Consider the following 15,854-nt stretch of genomic DNA (forward strand, 5'->3'; position numbering starts at 1 on the left):
GATAGGTTTTATTTTTCACCCTCATTCTCTCCTTAACGGTGGCTCTAGTTCTTCTTTTGCCACCGTTCTCATCTTTGGTTAGTCTAAACTACAGTCTTTTAACGATCGCGCTAATTTGGTTTCCATTAATCACTTATTGGTTAACAACTTATTGCTCTGTTGGACAAAGCTTATCAATTGCGATCGCTCCTACATCAATGGGGGTGTATCAATCTGTTCACAATCGCCCGACCTAAGGCAGAAAAGAGCTATCCCATTATACTGGTGTTTGTTACCCAAATTAGGAAACAGTAATTTACGCGAACAAACTTTGGCTCTACAACAAGTCTTACCATTGCTTAAAGAATATAAAGTTCTCTTATTGGGAGACCGTGAATTTTGTTCGGTAGATTTGGGAAACTGGCCGGGAGCAATGGGTGTGTCTTTTTATTTGAGGCTCAAAAAAAATCATTGTGTCGAAACAGAAAACTTAATCTGGCAGCGCTTGGATCAATTAGGAGTCATGCTGTGGAACATCTTTGTATTTTCAAGGAGTAAGGGTCAGAAAAACCAGGCCGGTAGCCGGATTTGATATTGCTTGTAAATGGAAACGCGACTATCGGGGACTGAAAGTAAAAGAGGCCTGGTTTATTCTGACAGATTTAGGCTCGTTGCCCGTCGCGATCGCAGCTTATAAAAAGCGGATGCGAATTGAAGAAATGTTCCGAGATTGTAAGACAGTCGGCTACAATCTAGAAGGGACTAGCTTAAAAGGAGACCGACTCATTAAAAGGATTTTATTAATAGCGATTCTCTATAGTTGTGCTATATTTCAAGGCAGTGAAATTTCGAAAAAGCAGGTACAAAAATATGTATCTCGTCGTAAGCAGCCGAGCCTAAAATATCAGAGACTGAGTACCTTTGGCGTTGGCGCAAGATGGAGAGCCGTGGGTAAATTATCTGGAACAATATTCTGAATCTGTGCAAGAGTTAATGAAATTAACTCGTAATAAACATCGTTTTTATCAACAGGAAATACGGGCTGCAACCCTTATTGCGTCTAGTTTATAGACCTCTTTGTCACCCTCCCAGCTTAGTTTCCTTAATTGACCCTGCGTAACTCTTGCTAAAGCGAATATACCCCCGCTCAAACATCAGATCTTGCCACCTTAAGGCGAAAGCCTCACCTGGACGGCATCCAGTCAGAAACAGGAATTAAATCAGCGGTGCTGCATGACGTTCATTATCTTTTTGGGACTCATAGAACTCCTTGATTATGGCGTCTCGTTCTTCCTTTGTAAACGCTCTCCTATCATGTTCTTGCTCGTCTTCATTGGCATCTTGTATTTGCCACCACTCAAGCACTTCACCATCAGCGGTAACAGTCTGCTTGTATTTTTCCTTTGTCTTGTCGCCTATTTTTTTGTGAAGTTTAAAAAACGGATTAATACTAAGTTTTACTTTACCCAGTGAGTGAGCGCGAGTGAAAGCTTCATTGAGAGCGCGTATAGTTGCAATCAAAATAGCTTTATGACAGCTTACCAGTAAAAAATTTTGCCCTACTTCGGGACTTAACGGGAGGTCGTACACTCCTGTGCCTGTGCTTTGATAAGTTTTTAAAGTATTATCCCAAACCTTACCTTTAAGAATATTGGTGTAGGTTCTTTCGTATTGTGCGCCGAAGGTCGTAGCTTCTAACTGTGGCTCTTTCCACACCAGGTAATCCTCCCACATTTCCCCTACTGTCATCTCAGGAACATAGGACGGTAATTGCAACACATCAGTCAACTTGTCTTTGTACTTGTAGTTGCCTATCCCATACCTGCCAAGTGTCGGGTCAAACAGTTTAAGCCAGTCCTTATGCTCCAAGTCATTCTCAATGTCGATCGCAATTTGTGTTGCCCGCCTCCAGTTAACCTCACTGTACTTGAGTCCTAGGCCTAAACATTTCTGCAAAGCGATCGCTTTGCCGTCTAGTTGCTCAAAGACGGGGTTGTACTTGACGGGGAACCGCAGGGCTAGGGAGCCTTTGTCCTGATAGACCTTGATGCCACATTGTGGGGCGGTGTTTCTAGCCTGTGCCATGAGTTTGCGTTCTTTCGGTATTCTAGGATTGTTCTAGGATTTTAGGATTAAAAGACTGGTGACAATCATTGATACCAATACTTTGAGGACTGTATAGCACTCTTTCCCCAGTGTGTTTGCAAATTAGGTAATTGGCAATTGCCAATTGGCAATTGCCAATTGCCTCAAAATTTACCAGTTGCCTATTTAAAATTAAAAGCAGCGACTGCCAAACACCCCCAACCGACAATAAAAGCAACTCCCCCCAGGGGCGTAATTGCACCCAGCCATTTGATGTCAGTCAAACTCAGGGCGTACAAACTGCCTGAAAAGATGATAGTGCCGGCAATAAAAGCCCATCCAGCCACTGCAAAAAACGTTTGAGACTCTTGGGCGTAGCTCAAGAGTAAAGCGACGAGTAATAGAGCTAGGGCATGGTACATTTGATAGCGGGCGCCGGTCTCAAAAATTGCTAAAGCTCGATCGCTCAATTGATTTTTCAAAGCGTGGGAGGCGAAAGCACCGCCTGCAACGGATAAACCTCCGAATACGGCTGCCGCTGCTATAAAAATGCGAATTAAAATTAGCGTTGACATAATATTGATTGAATTGGGAAGAAGGAAGTTCGGCAACGGATTCGCAAGGGCGGATGTAACGGATGTCACGGATGTCACGAAGAAGGAAGAAGGAAGAGGGAAGAGGGAAAAACATCTAATTGTTGATATCGAATGTGCGCGGTGTCTGCCTTACTTGTCATTGCGAGCCTCCGCGAAGCAATCGCATAGTAGAGATGTTCGCTGGCCTAAGTCTGGGAAGCGAAGGTGCGCGGGGCGCACCCTAGGCTTACGATCAATTAGCTTTTTTGCAAATATTTTTAACCTATTTTCGCACAGCTTCCAGCAAGCGAGAATAGTAAAAGCTAGTGCTAGTCATCGCTGTTCTGTTAATAACAAAACCATTGTTTTCTAGGATTTTGATAATCTCAGCTTCGCGGTGCTGGTAAGCGCGGGTAGTTTTGCTAGGACCGGGGAAAAGTTCGCCAAATTTTTTGAGGGCGGTTAGTGCTAAAGTTTTGGGGGCAAAACTGATAATTAGTCGCGATTGGGCGATCGAACTTAGGTGAGCGATCATTTCTGCAGCCTTATTTTGAGGATAGTGGATTAGCACGTCCAAACAAATCACTGTGTGGAAATTGCCGGTTAAAGCTTCCAAATCTTGGGCGGCGAAGGATATGTTGTAGAGCTTGCCGGGAACTGCTGTCGATCGATCGTAAGCTTCTGCTACCATCTTTTCAGAGATATCACTAGCGCAAACAATTGCCCCAGCGTCAGCTAGAGGGATGCTCAGAGATCCCACGCCGCAGCCGGCATCGCAGACAGAGAGCCCGCGCAAATTGCCGTCAGCTTGCAGCCAGCCGAGCACTGTATCCACCGTTTGCTGATGCCCTGTACGGATGTCTAACTGCACTTTATTGACTTTGCCGTCGCCGTAAATGCGTTGCCAGCGATCGAATCCCGTCGAGTTAAAATACTGTCTAACAATAGTCTTGTCGTCTACCAAATTCATCGATCTGCCTGCTGCTGAGTTATTGCCAACGGTTAGATATTATATAGCAATCCGGTTCGGAAAACCCGCAACTTGCAACCATCGATCGATTTAAGATGGGCGATTTTAGATTTTAGATTAAAACCGCCCATCTTAAATCTCAAATCTCAAATCTATCGGGTAATACCACTGCCCACATTCCTAATGGTTCAATTCTTTAATTATTTAATCTAAAATGGTATAACAGGTTAAAAGAGTCGATGCCAAGTCAATTCCTTTGTCGCCCCATTTAAATTCCAGCGCAACAATTGAGTTGCCGATTTGCCAATAATTCCCGAAAGTGCGATCGCACTTCTCGGAGATTCAGTTGCCAGCGCGATCGCACTTTCGGCATCGCAAATTTCCCATTTCACCAAATTCTGCACTCCCGCCAACAACGGCAGAGTTGTACCCGCCAAAGTAGCAGATTCCAGGGGCGAGTGGTAATCTAATCTGACCCAAGCCGTACCTTTTCTCACTTCAATTTGTCGGGAATCCCAAGGATAAACACCCTCAGGCAAACCCAAAGGAGCCAAAGCATCGCTCACTAAAAAAACGCCTTTTTCATACCTGCCAGCGCGCAGCAAAAAATCAATCATTGTCGGAGAAACGTGCTTTCCGTCAGCAATTAAACCGCATTTTACGCCCGGATAAACGATCGCCGCTCCCAACAAACCGGGTTCTCGGTGGTGCAAACTCGGCATCGCATTAAAAGCGTGAGTTACTATTGAAGCTCCCCGAGCAAATGCTTGCTGGGCTTGCTCTGCCGTCGCTTGGGAGTGTCCGAGACTGACGGAAATTCCCAAACTTTGCAAATAGGAAATGACTTCGCCAGTGCTGTCTAACTCCGGCGCTAAAGTAATTATTTTGACAATATCGGCACAATCTCCTAAAACTTGCTTGACATTTTCTATAGTTAGCGGTAACAAAAACTCAACTGGGTGAGCTCCTCGCTTCAGGGGGTTGAGAAAAGGGCCTTCGAGGTGAACGCCGAGAATTTCCGCTGTTTTGGGTTGAATTGTTCCAGGAGCAGCGGTTTGTACAGTGCGCATATAATCAGCTATAGTCGAGAGCGATCGCCTAAACTTATCCAGCGAAGTTGTCACCAAAGTCGGCAAAAAAGCATCCACTCCCTGATTCCACAAAAATTGACAAATTTTCGGCAAAATTTCAATATTCTTGCTTTCTAAATCGGGAAAAGCAAAACCCAAGGCGCCGTTAATCTGCAAATCAACACCGCCCAGAGAAAGCCAATCGCCTGCTACATCAAGCACTTGCAAATCGGGAGGACAAATCCGTTTAAATACGGCGTCCATCGGCAAAACTTCTTGAATGATTCCCGTCTCGTCAACAGCAAGCATCTGCAAATCCTTGCAACCGGGGAGGCGAGCATTGAGAATATCTGTGGGGGCGGCAGTTGGGGTTGTGGCTTCAGTCATCCGATTTTAGTTTTTAGATTTTAGAGTTGAGATTTTAGAGTTGAGATTTTAGATTTGCTCCCAGGGATAAATCTGGAGGCGGATTATGAGGATGCGGAGCTTTTTGGTTTCTGCATGGTGGCTTGTAACCAAATTGCTTTCGAGCCTCAGTTTTGCTAGAAAATATCTAAATTTTAGTTAACGTCATAATTTAAAATTACCATTAATCTGAAATCTCACATCTGAAAATTGCATGAATGAACCAACAGTTGGAATTATCATGGGTAGCGATTCGGATTTGCCAACCATGTCTGAAGCGATCTCCGTTTGCGAAGAATTCAGCGTTGCTTGCTCCGTGGCGATCGTCTCGGCGCACCGCACTCCCTCGCGCATGGTGGAATACGCCCAAACCGCGCACCAACGAGGCTTGAAAGTCATTATCGCAGGAGCCGGGGGAGCGGCGCACCTCCCGGGTATGGTAGCATCTTTAACGCCCTTGCCAGTAATTGGCGTGCCTGTACCGAGCCGCCACCTGCAAGGGGTAGATTCGCTGTACTCGATCGTGCAAATGCCAGCCGGGATACCCGTAGCCACAGTGGGGATCGGCAACGCTAAGAATGCTGGCTTGCTGGCAGTTCAGATACTAGCAGCTCATCAGCCAGAATTGCTAGAGCGAGTCCTAAATTACCGCAAAACTTTGTCCGAATCTGTAATGAAAAAACAAAATCAGCTAGAAGAGCTAGGCTATCAAAACTATCTCAATATGAACAAATAATCCATAAACTTTTGTAGTAAAATTGGAAAGTTTTCCGAATATTGCTGAGCTTACTAGCCGTAAAGAGGGTAAAAGTGATTAAAATGACTGTCGGAAAGAAAAAGTCAAAACCAGTCAGGCGGGAGTCTTTAAATTTGTCAGCCGCTAATTTTTTTACAAAAGTTAACAGGTTCAAGAAATTACAAAGGACGATCGCCCGCCTCAGTCCAAGTTGGCAAGCCTGCATACCAATAACAGCAATCATCGTCTTGGTGTGGGGATATGCGGCGGTAGCCCAAACAGCTCCCGCGCCAACCACCGAGGAACAATTAGCCAGCCTTAAGGTGGGCATGGATACCATGTGGGTCATGGTTGCTGGGATGCTAGTCTTCTTTATGAACGCCGGTTTCTGTATGTTGGAAACCGGGTTTTGCCGCCAAAAAAATGCCGTCAACGTGCTGTCAAAAAACTTGATTGTTTTTGCGCTTTCTACGCTCGCATTTTGGGCGATCGGCTTTGCCTTAATGTTCAGTAACGGCAACGGTTTTATTGGCAGCAGCGGCGGATTTTTTCTGTGGAATGTAGCGGACAACAGCCCCGCCACAGGAGACGCTTATCAAGGCATTTTCAGCTCATTAAACTGGACGGGAGTCCCCCTCAACGCTAAATTCTTTTTCCAATTAGTTTTTGCGGGAACGGCTGCCACGATCGTTTCTGGAGCAGTTGCAGAGCGAGTTAAATTCATTGACTTCTTAATTTTCAGCTTGCTGCTAGTAGGCATTGCTTACCCGATTACCGGACACTGGATTTGGGGCGGCGGCTGGCTGGCAAAAGCAGGCTTCTGGGATTTTGCCGGTTCGACAGTGGTTCACTCGGTAGGCGGTTGGGCTGCTTTGATGGGAGCGGCATTTTTGGGGCCGCGGATCGGCAAGTACCGCGACGGCGATACTGTGGCGATGCCGGGACACAATATGAGCATTGCCACCCTGGGCTGTTTGATTCTTTGGTTGGGCTGGTTCGGGTTCAATCCCGGTTCGACAATGGCAGTCGATCCAAATGCGATCGCCCACATTGCCATCACCACCAACACCGGCGGCGCCTTCGGGGGAGTTGCTGCAACGATTACTGCTTGGCTGTACCTGGGCAAACCCGACCTTTCGATGATTATCAACGGCATCCTCGCCGGCTTAGTCGGCGTAACAGCTAGCTGCGCTTGGATCAACATCCCCAACTCTGCCATTATCGGCACCATCGCCGGTATCCTGGTAGTTTTCGCAGTAACTTTCTTCGACAACTTGAAAATTGACGACCCTGTAGGGGCAACTTCAGTTCACTTAGTCTGCGGCATCTGGGGAACTCTGGCGGTTGGCTTGTTTGCTGACGGGCCTACAACTGGACTTTATACCGCAGGCCCGGCAGCCGGATTGCTTGTGGGCGGAGGTTTCGGTCAACTGTGGGCGCAGTTGGTCGGCATTATCTCTGTAGGCGGGATGACCGTGCTGCTGAGTACGATTTTTTGGGCCGCACTCAAAGCTTTGCTGGGTATCCGCGTTTCTGCTTCAGAGGAGGCTGAAGGTTTGGATATCGGCGAACACGGGATGGAAGCTTACACCGGGTTTGTGAAGGAAACGAGCTTGGACAACAGAAGTGAGAGCAGCTACGGCGGTTATGCTGGGGGTTCTGGGGAGAGGACTACCAAACTGTAGAGCGTGCGAAGAGATCGCTCAATTCAGCTTTCGTGTCTTAAATTAGCTATTTATAAGCTAATTGACCCCTTTACTCAGAAAAACCCCAATCTGAAATAGCCGCCAACTTATGGCTGTCTATCGTTGTGCTCGCGTTTCAATCTTCGATGCGAACGCGGGCATATTTTTATTATTAGTTCACCTTTAGTGGCGTACATATAGCAGTTTTCGATTGCATGAGATCTACACCGATAATTGGTAATTAGTAATGGGGAAATGGGAATTGAGAATTTGTAACTGACGAGCGTTGCAAACTGGTGTATTGGTTAGAGTTTATCGGCAATTGCTTTAAGTTCTTCAACGATGCGCTTGTTCTTGTGATTCCTGCTGCCATAAAGGCGGGCTGAGAACATCGTGATTATTTCTAGTAGATCTTTAACTAAATCCTCCTCACAGCTAGCATCTTCAGTTTGATTGATAATCACTACCTCTGTCCCAAAGTGTTCGCACAAATTAAAAATTAGTTCAGAACCAAATCTCAGCATTCTGTCTTTGTGAGTTAACACCAACCTTTCTACTTGATTGTCTGCGATCGCCCGAATTAGACGTTGTAAACCCCGCATACTGTAATTTACCCCAGAACCCACATCATCAATGATTTGGAATTGCCAGCCGTGAGATGCACAAAACAATTCCAAAACTTGTTTTTGTCTGTCTAAATCATCTTTTTGGTCGTGACTGCTAACCCGAGCGTAAGCAACCGTTAAAGCGCCGTTGGGCTTTAAGCCGAGAAGATGAGCTAGGTCATACCGTCTGTGACCGTTAGCCGTGCGTTCCGGTATTAGCTTGCCTTCGGCTTCCCACCTGCGTAATGTGGAAGCGCTCACACCTTTAAGTTTGGCTGCTTCAGTGATAGTTAATTTTTTCATTTTTGGATTTTAGCATCACAAATGAGTAAGTTCGATCAGTTTTAGATATATTTTTGTGCAAGGCTGCGGCTTTGACAAATCCGATGGCGGTGCCAGAAAGTTTGGTAGGCAGATTTTTTATGGTAAAGTAGTGCGAAAAAGCAAAGTTCTGCATCGCCGTGGCGCCCAACACAGCACAGTGCTTGATTCTTACAAGAATTGAGGCTTTAATTGAGCGGTAAAATTTGATGCAGCAATGAGTGCAAATTATTCGGTGTGATGGCTGCAAATAGCTTGAGTTTATGGAAAAGTTTGGAGGAGGTAGCAGAAGTAGAACTCATAAATCCCTGTTAGGGATGGAAGTTAGCCGATCGAAAACGGTTCCGGCTTGGGCTTTGCTATCTTTGGCGACGAACGGGGTACTGATCTTCACAGTCGCTCAACTACTGCTGCGGGGACACAACTGGGCAGAAAGCTTCCCGGCGACTGTTGCGGTGACAGCAGAAGGCGCCCAGGAACAAATTGACCAACCGGCTACCTCGGCAAAGGCAGTGCTAGACGTGCCCGTTCCAGGACCGCGACATAAATGGACTTACCAGCAGTGGGTGACGCAGTTGGGTCGCGAAGCTGAGGCGGCCGCGGCGAATCGACCCTCAAGACTGAGTGTTTTGGCTGGGGATTCTCTGAGTATGTGGTTTCCGACGAAGCTGTTACCGGTCGATCGAATTTGGCTGAATCAAGGGATTTCGGGGGAAACTTCCGTGGGTTTGCTGAAGCGGTTGCAGTTGTTCGATCGAACTGTGCCGGATACTGTGTTTGTGATGATCGGGATTAACGATTTGTTGCGCGGGGCCAGCGACGAAGGGATTTTGGACAACCAACGGCAGATTATTCGCGATTTGCGGTGGGCTCACCCCAAAGCAGAAGTAGTTGTGCAGTCGATTTTGCCGCACAGCGGGGAACAAGCTACTTGGGAAAATCGCTCACGGCTGCTGGCGATTCCCAACAGTCGGATTCGGGCAATAAATCGGCGGCTGAAAGAAATTGCTAGTTCTGAAAATGTTTTGTATCTGGATTTGTACCCGCTGTTTGCGGATGTTGACGGCAATTTGCCAACAGAACTCAGCACAGACGGCTTGCACCTTAACGATCAAGGTTATCTGGTTTGGCGATCGGCCCTGCAACTGTTCAGTCAGATGCAGTTGAAAGAATAGTCATTAGTCATTAGTCATTAGTCATTAGTCATTAGTCATTAGTCATTAGTCATTAGTTAGAAAGATAAAGGATGAAGTCATATTCTCCCCCTCTCGTCCTCTCCCTCTCCTCCTCCCACTCTCCCCTACTCAAAACTCTTGCCCTCTCCTCAACTCCCCCTTCCCGACCACTCGGCTGTCACGGGCTATGTCAAGTAGCGACGGATAGATTAAGAAATATGATCCTTAGCTCTTTAGTATAGGGTGATACAGAATAACAGTTTGTACAAATGGTGCAATCCAAAAGCACAGACCGTTGGATTGATGGTTGACGAATTTAGATGAGTCCGGCTATACGAAGTCGGGGGGTTGAGGATGGGGGAATTATCTATTGAAGATTTGTTCCGCTAAAACAGGGACTTAAAACCAAATAACTATTGCATCTAAAATCCTCCCATCTAAAATCGGTCCGGTCTTCCCTGAAAACTGCTGAGTATGAGAAGGTACAACTAACGTGATCAAAAAAAGTTTAACGATCGGCATCATCGCCCTGTGGCTGTTAAGCGGACCGCTGACGGACAATGCCTTAGCTCAAGCTGCTGATGCAGCACCTGCTGCGGTGGCGCCGAATCCGATCGACACCGGCGATACGGCTTGGATGTTGGTTTCCTCAGCACTGGTGCTGTTAATGACACCAGGACTGGCGTTTTTCTACGGGGGACTGGTGCGATCGCGCAACGTCCTCAACACGATGATGATGAGCTTAGTCATGATGGGAGTGATCGGCGTCACCTGGACGCTGTGGGGCTACAGTTTGGCCTTTGACGTTTCCACTCCAGCGTCCGAAGGCTTTGGTAAAGGGACCGAAAGCTTCATCGGCGGTTTCGACTGGATGTTCTTGAACAACGTCACGGCCGACAAACCAGATCCGATCGGCTACGCACCGACAATACCGCACCAAGTCTTCATGGTGTACCAGATGATGTTCGCCATCATCACTCCAGCCTTGATTTCCGGGGCGATCGTCGAACGGGTAACATTTAAAACCTATTTCTGGTTCGTGCTGCTGTGGTCTACCTTCATCTACTCTCCTTTAGCCCACTGGGTTTGGGGTAGAGGCTGGCTGCAGGCGATCGGATCTCTGGACTTTGCCGGCGGCACAGTCGTGCACATCAGTTCCGGCGTTTCTGCCGTTGTCGCAGCTTGGATGATCGGGCCCCGCAAAGACCACTTGAACAAGCCCCACACCCCCCACAACGTACCCTACGTCTTGCTGGGAATTGGGATGCTGTGGTTCGGCTGGTTTGGCTTCAACGGCGGTAGTGCTTTGGGATCTGGTTCTTTAGCAACAGTGGCTTTTGTCACCACCATGATTTCTGCAGCAGCCGGCGGTTTAACTTGGACAATTGTGGAATGGGTACTCAGAGGCAAACCGACAGCAGTGGGAATAGCTAGCGGTTTCCTCGCGGGATTGGTGGGCATCACACCTGCGGCTGGATTCGTGCTTCCAGTGGGGGCGCTTTTGATCGGATCGATCACTTCGGTTTGCTGCTTCTTTGCCGTGAGTTTCCGGGCTAAGCTGGGATTTGACGACTCTTTGGATACCTTCCCGATTCACGGCGTCGGCGGAACTATAGGCGCGATTCTGACAGGCGTGTTTGCGACTAAAGCCGTTAACGCAGCCGGAAATGACGGGCTGTTTGCGGGGAATCCGGGGCTAATCGGCACACAGTTGGTAGGCATTCTAGCTACTTACCTGTTTGCGGCTGTCGGCACTTTTGCGATCCTGAAAATTTTAGGGCAGTTTATGGAACTGCGAGTGCCCTTATCTGCTGAAGACCAAGGTTTGGATATCGGCGAGCACGGGGAAGAAGCTTACGGTGAGGATTTTGCCGGCGGTTTCAGTTCGTATGAATCGAGTTCTCCTTTTGCGCCTAAGAAGATTTGAAGCTGATTTTCTGTGGGAGTTCGATCGTGCAGAGACTCAGCTATCTGGGTCTCTCGGTTTTTTTTTACGAACCGCGAAGGCGCGAAAAGCGCGAAGGAAAGTGTCTCATTCTTCTTTCTTCCTTCTTCGTGTCCTTCGCGTCTTCGCGGTTCATTCGTTCTTCCGTCTTTTGGCGCTTTTTTTTGAGTTTTTTTAACGAACCGCGAAGGCGCGAAGAGCGCGAAGAAGGAAGAGGAAGAAGGGTTAAGATGAAAGAATTATGCGTTTGATGCCTTCTTTGAGGATCGGAACGTTGAAGTTGATCAGAAGGCCTAGGGTGTTTTTGGTCATTTTAAGATAAGAGATAACTTGCGCTTCATGGATGGGAGCTAGCTTTTCGACAGCTTTTAATTCGACAATGAGGATATCGCCAACCAGAAAGTCTAATTGACCTTCGCCAACTGAATAACCTTTGTAGGTGATTGCTACTGGCTTTTTGGGGTGACAAGCTATCCCCCGCATCCGAAATTCAACTTCTAAGGATTCCTGATACACTGATTCTAAAAATCCTGGCCCCAAAAGCCGATGCACCTCAATAGCCGCCCCAATCACTCTATAAGCCAACTGTTCTACCTGTTCGCCCAATTGTCTCATTCTTCTTTCTTCTTCCTTCGCGTCCTTCGCGTCTTCGCGGTTCATTCCTTCTTCCCTCCCCATGTGTCGATCGTATAAATAGCATATCCCCTCGAACCTACTCAATCAAATAATCCCGATCGCACCCCAGGCATCCTAAAATCAAAGGTAATTAACCTAGATTTCAACTCGATACGCATGGATACTAAAGCTTTTAAACGATCGCTCCAACAGTCTGAAAACTACCACCGCAAGGGTTTCGGACACGAAGCTGAGGTAGCTGGGGTGATGCAGACGGCTTATCAAAGCAGTCTGATCCAGCAAATTCGCGACAATAATTACAGGCTGGAACGCGGCGCAGTCACGATCCGGCTGGCTCAGGCTTTTGGGTTTTGCTGGGGGGTGGAACGCGCTGTAGCTATTGCTTACGAGACTCGCAAGCATTTCCCCTCGGAACGGATTTGGATTACTAATGAGATTATTCATAATCCCTCTGTAAATCAGCATTTGCGCGATATGGAAGTTGGTTTTATTGCTGTTGAAAAGGGGCAGAAAGATTTTTCTGTTGTCGATAGCGGTGATGTGGTAATTTTACCTGCTTTTGGGGCGAGCGTGCAAGAAATGCAGTTACTTAATGATAAGGGCTGCAAGATTGTTGATACTACTTGTCCTTGGGTTTCTAAGGTTTGGAATACTGTTGAGAAGCACAAGAAGAAAGATTATACTTCGATTATTCACGGTCAGTACAAGCACGAAGAAACTGTGGCGACGAGTTCTTTTGCTGATAAGTATTTGATTGTGCTGAATTTGCAGGAAGCTGAATATGTCACCAATTATATTTTGCACGGGGGCGATAGGGCTGAGTTTCTTGCTAAGTTTAGTAAGGCTTATTCTGCTGGTTTTGACCCGGATCGGGATTTGGAAATGGTGGGGATTGCTAACCAAACTACTATGCTCAAAACAGAGACAGAAAATATTGGCAAGTTGTTTGAAAGGACTATGATGCGCAAGTTCGGACCGGAGAATTTGAACGAGCATTTTCAGAGTTTTAATACTATCTGCGATGCGACTCAGGAACGGCAAGATGCTGTGTTGAGTTTGGTTGACGAAAAGTTGGATTTGATGCTGGTGATTGGGGGTTTTAATTCTTCTAATACTACGCATTTGCAGGAAATTGCGATCGACAAAAATATTCCTTCTTATCACATTGATTGTGCGGAGCGCATTTTACCGGGAAATCGGATCGAACACAAGCCTTTGAGGGGAGATTTGGTCGTAACTGAAGGTTGGCTACCCGATGGTAAAATTGTCGTGGGCGTGACTTCGGGTGCTTCTACGCCTGATAAGGCTGTTGAAGATGCGATCGATCGAATTTTGGCGATGAAAGCGGCTGCTGTTGTGTAATTATATTGTTTCGGCACTGCACTGGGAATCATAATTTTCTCAGTGCAGTGCTTGCCTGATTCCTCGCTCCTGACATCGCTCTCACGTCAGCCAAGAGACTATAATTCCGATATAATCGGATTTGATATTCAACTACTTTCAACCGCTGAATTCTGGGAACTTACTCGATCGCTTGCATGGATGATACTATTCACCCGCTAATCGCTCCTGTCAATTTCTCCCCTGCCTCCAACTAATTATTTCTTAAATAAAATATTAAAAATTCGCCTTTTTTTTTGGGGTAAAATGCTTGACGTGGCTCGCTCGATCGTGTATTATTTAATAATGGGAATAGTGGCAAAAATTTAATTTATGTCACCACTCCCATTATTTAAAATATATCCCAAAAATCAACAGAAGTCAATAGGTAAAAACTCTTTTCTTTGCGCCGGGATTTGAAACTGTGAAAGCAGCACGATCGATGAACAAAATATTGTGAATAAAGCTTTGTTGACCATCCTAGATTGTGTGGGGCCTGCCTGCATCACGAGACGCAAGAAAGCGATTTCTTGCATCTGAGACTTAAGGGGGATGCGAGGAGGAGCGAGACTAAACTAAACACAAGATCGATCGCACATTCGATCCTTAAATTTATAGGCTTTGGCCGCCGGACAGCGGGCGCCACAAATTCGCGTAGTCTGAATCCCGCTAAAATAAAGATAAAAGCAGGACTCGCGTGCCGATCGTGTCATGAAACAATCGCTGACTCGCCAAATTACCGCAGGTATCGGAATGGCCTTGGCCCTGCTAATTTTGAATGTGGCAACTTCCTACTGCAACACTCTCAAGTTAGTCGAAAACGAACGCTGGGTGAGCCACACTCACCGAGTTTTAACCGAACTCGAAGCCACGCTTTCCACCTTAAAAGATGCTGAAACCGGACAGCGCGGTTATTTGCTGACGGGAGAAGAATGGTATTTAGAACCGTATCACAGCGCGAACGACCGCATCAACGAGCAAGTAGTCGAATTGCAGCAGCTAACCGCTGACAATAATCGGCAGCAACAGCGCATTGGCGACTTGAAAATTGCGATCGACTCTAAATTAGCCGAACTTGAAGGAACCATCAATCTGCAACGCGAACAAAACTTAGAAGCAGCCCTGCGGGAAGTAAAATCCGGTAGGGGAAAGCAAATCATGGGCGACATTCGGCAGCAGATAGCCGCCATGACTGCGGAAGAAACTCAGCTATTGCAGCAGCGCGCCCGAGAATCTCAAGCGAGTGCTAATTTGACAATCCTGACTTTTAGCGTTGCCACTTTAGTAAATTTCCTGCTGATGGTGTTGGTTTACTATTTGGTGAAGCGCGATCGAGTTTTGCGCGACCAAGCCGAAATCAAGCAAAATCAACTGTTAGAACAGCTAGAACACGATCGCCACTCCCTAGAATTAACCCAAGAACGTTTCCGCCGCGCCATTCTCGACGCCCCGCTGCCAATTATGCTGCACGCTGAAAACGGAGAAGTTTTGCAAATTAACTGCGCTTGGACAGAACTCTCAGGCTACCAACACTCAGAAATTCCCACAATTGAAGATTGGACAGAAAAAGCTTACCACAGCCGCAAATCGGTAGTGCAAGCAGATATCGATCGGCTGCACCAATTAAACGCGCGCATTTCTGAAGGCGAATATATGATTGCCACAGCCAGCGGCGAAACTCGAGTTTGGGACTTTTATTCCGCACCTTTAGGCAAGCTTTCCGACGGCAGAAGTTTAGTAATTAGTACCGCCATTGACGTAACTGCGCGCAAACAAGCAGAAGCAGAAATTCGGATGTTCAACGCTACCTTAGAACGGCGAGTAGAACTCCGCACCACTCAACTTCAAGCAGCTAACGAAGAATTAGAATCTTTCACCTATACCGTCGCCCACGATTTGCGCGCTCCCCTGCGGGGAATGCAGGGATTAGCTGAAGCTTTATTAGAAGATTACCGCGACCTCCTCGACGAACTCGGTCAGGAATACGCCCAGCAAATTGTTAATTCTGGGCAACAATTAGAAGAATTGATCCAAGATTTGCTAGCTTACAGCCGCCTCAGCCGCGCTGATTTATCGCTGCAAGTTTTAGAGTTAGAATCTGCTGTCGCCGAGGCAATTGCTATGGTACAAGCCGACGCTAAATCCAGGCACGCTCAAATCAGTGTTCGATCGCCCTTGCCTGCGGTAATTGCCCACCGCGTTACTTTAGTTCAACTAAAACAGCAGGAGTCCCGCACTCTAACGGTACCCCGTTGAGTGTCGGGAGGAATGCGCGTGAGGCGTACCC

The 15,854-nt window shown here is 47.0% G+C and carries 13 protein-coding genes; 7 read left to right on the forward strand and 6 right to left on the reverse strand.

Annotated elements, in window-relative coordinates:
- Positions 1-518 precede the first annotated feature (518 nt).
- Positions 519-956 carry a transposase gene (locus QUB61_RS33100; RefSeq protein ID WP_333134656.1) on the forward strand — a complete coding sequence of 146 codons (438 nt, stop codon included), beginning with the start codon at positions 519-521 and terminating at the stop codon, positions 954-956.
- 238 nt (positions 957-1,194) lie between these two features.
- Here QUB61_RS33100 and QUB61_RS33105 read toward each other — a convergent pair whose 3' ends face one another.
- The 4 genes from QUB61_RS33105 to nagA form a co-directional block, all read right to left on the reverse strand.
- Positions 1,195-2,064: a hypothetical protein gene (locus QUB61_RS33105; protein WP_333134658.1), complete on the reverse strand. Its 870-nt coding sequence runs from the start codon at positions 2,062-2,064 to the stop codon at positions 1,195-1,197.
- 182 nt (positions 2,065-2,246) lie between these two features.
- Positions 2,247-2,639, reverse strand: a complete 393-nt coding sequence (locus QUB61_RS33110; protein WP_333134660.1) for a DUF423 domain-containing protein — start codon at positions 2,637-2,639, stop codon at positions 2,247-2,249.
- A 283-nt stretch (positions 2,640-2,922) separates the two neighbouring features.
- On the reverse strand, positions 2,923-3,609 hold the full coding sequence (bchM, locus tag QUB61_RS33115; protein WP_333134662.1) for a magnesium protoporphyrin IX methyltransferase: 687 nt from the start codon (positions 3,607-3,609) through the stop codon (positions 2,923-2,925).
- A gap of 227 nt (positions 3,610-3,836) precedes the next feature.
- A complete protein-coding gene (gene nagA / locus QUB61_RS33120; RefSeq protein WP_333134663.1) occupies positions 3,837-5,066 on the reverse strand; it encodes an N-acetylglucosamine-6-phosphate deacetylase in 1,230 nt (409 codons plus the stop codon).
- Between the two features lie 232 nt (positions 5,067-5,298).
- Between nagA and purE the strand changes: the two genes are divergently transcribed.
- Both purE and QUB61_RS33130 read left to right on the forward strand, forming a co-directional pair.
- Entirely contained in the window at positions 5,299-5,820 is a 522-nt protein-coding gene (gene purE / locus QUB61_RS33125; protein ID WP_333134666.1) for a 5-(carboxyamino)imidazole ribonucleotide mutase, read from the forward strand.
- A gap of 83 nt (positions 5,821-5,903) precedes the next feature.
- Positions 5,904-7,505 (forward strand): ammonium transporter, encoded by a 1,602-nt coding sequence (locus QUB61_RS33130; protein ID WP_333134668.1) that lies wholly within the window; start codon positions 5,904-5,906, stop codon positions 7,503-7,505.
- A 305-nt stretch (positions 7,506-7,810) separates the two neighbouring features.
- Here the strand turns inward: QUB61_RS33130 and QUB61_RS33135 are convergent, their stop codons facing one another.
- Entirely contained in the window at positions 7,811-8,413 is a 603-nt protein-coding gene (locus QUB61_RS33135; RefSeq protein ID WP_333134670.1) for an IS607 family transposase, read from the reverse strand.
- Between the two features lie 281 nt (positions 8,414-8,694).
- Here QUB61_RS33135 and QUB61_RS33140 point away from each other — a divergent pair, with 281 nt between their 5' ends.
- Both QUB61_RS33140 and QUB61_RS33145 read left to right on the forward strand, forming a co-directional pair.
- Positions 8,695-9,606: an SGNH/GDSL hydrolase family protein gene (locus QUB61_RS33140; protein ID WP_333134672.1), complete on the forward strand. Its 912-nt coding sequence runs from the start codon at positions 8,695-8,697 to the stop codon at positions 9,604-9,606.
- A gap of 493 nt (positions 9,607-10,099) precedes the next feature.
- A complete protein-coding gene (locus tag QUB61_RS33145; protein WP_333134674.1) occupies positions 10,100-11,533 on the forward strand; it encodes an ammonium transporter in 1,434 nt (477 codons plus the stop codon).
- A gap of 243 nt (positions 11,534-11,776) precedes the next feature.
- Here QUB61_RS33145 and QUB61_RS33150 read toward each other — a convergent pair whose 3' ends face one another.
- Complete coding sequence (locus QUB61_RS33150; RefSeq protein WP_333134676.1) at positions 11,777-12,211, reverse strand: GxxExxY protein; 435 nt, start codon at positions 12,209-12,211, stop codon at positions 11,777-11,779.
- Between the two features lie 132 nt (positions 12,212-12,343).
- On the opposite strand from QUB61_RS33150, the gene QUB61_RS33155 reads away from it, so the two are divergent.
- Together QUB61_RS33155 and QUB61_RS33160 are read left to right on the forward strand one after the other, a co-directional pair.
- Complete coding sequence (locus tag QUB61_RS33155; RefSeq protein ID WP_333134678.1) at positions 12,344-13,549, forward strand: 4-hydroxy-3-methylbut-2-enyl diphosphate reductase; 1,206 nt, start codon at positions 12,344-12,346, stop codon at positions 13,547-13,549.
- A 729-nt stretch (positions 13,550-14,278) separates the two neighbouring features.
- Complete coding sequence (locus tag QUB61_RS33160) at positions 14,279-15,823, forward strand: CHASE3 domain-containing protein (protein WP_333134680.1); 1,545 nt, start codon at positions 14,279-14,281, stop codon at positions 15,821-15,823.
- Positions 15,824-15,854 lie beyond the last annotated feature (31 nt).

It is taken from the genome of Microcoleus sp. C2D2, from assembly GCF_036702495.1.
Classification (GTDB): Bacteria; Cyanobacteriota; Cyanobacteriia; order Cyanobacteriales; family Microcoleaceae; genus Microcoleus.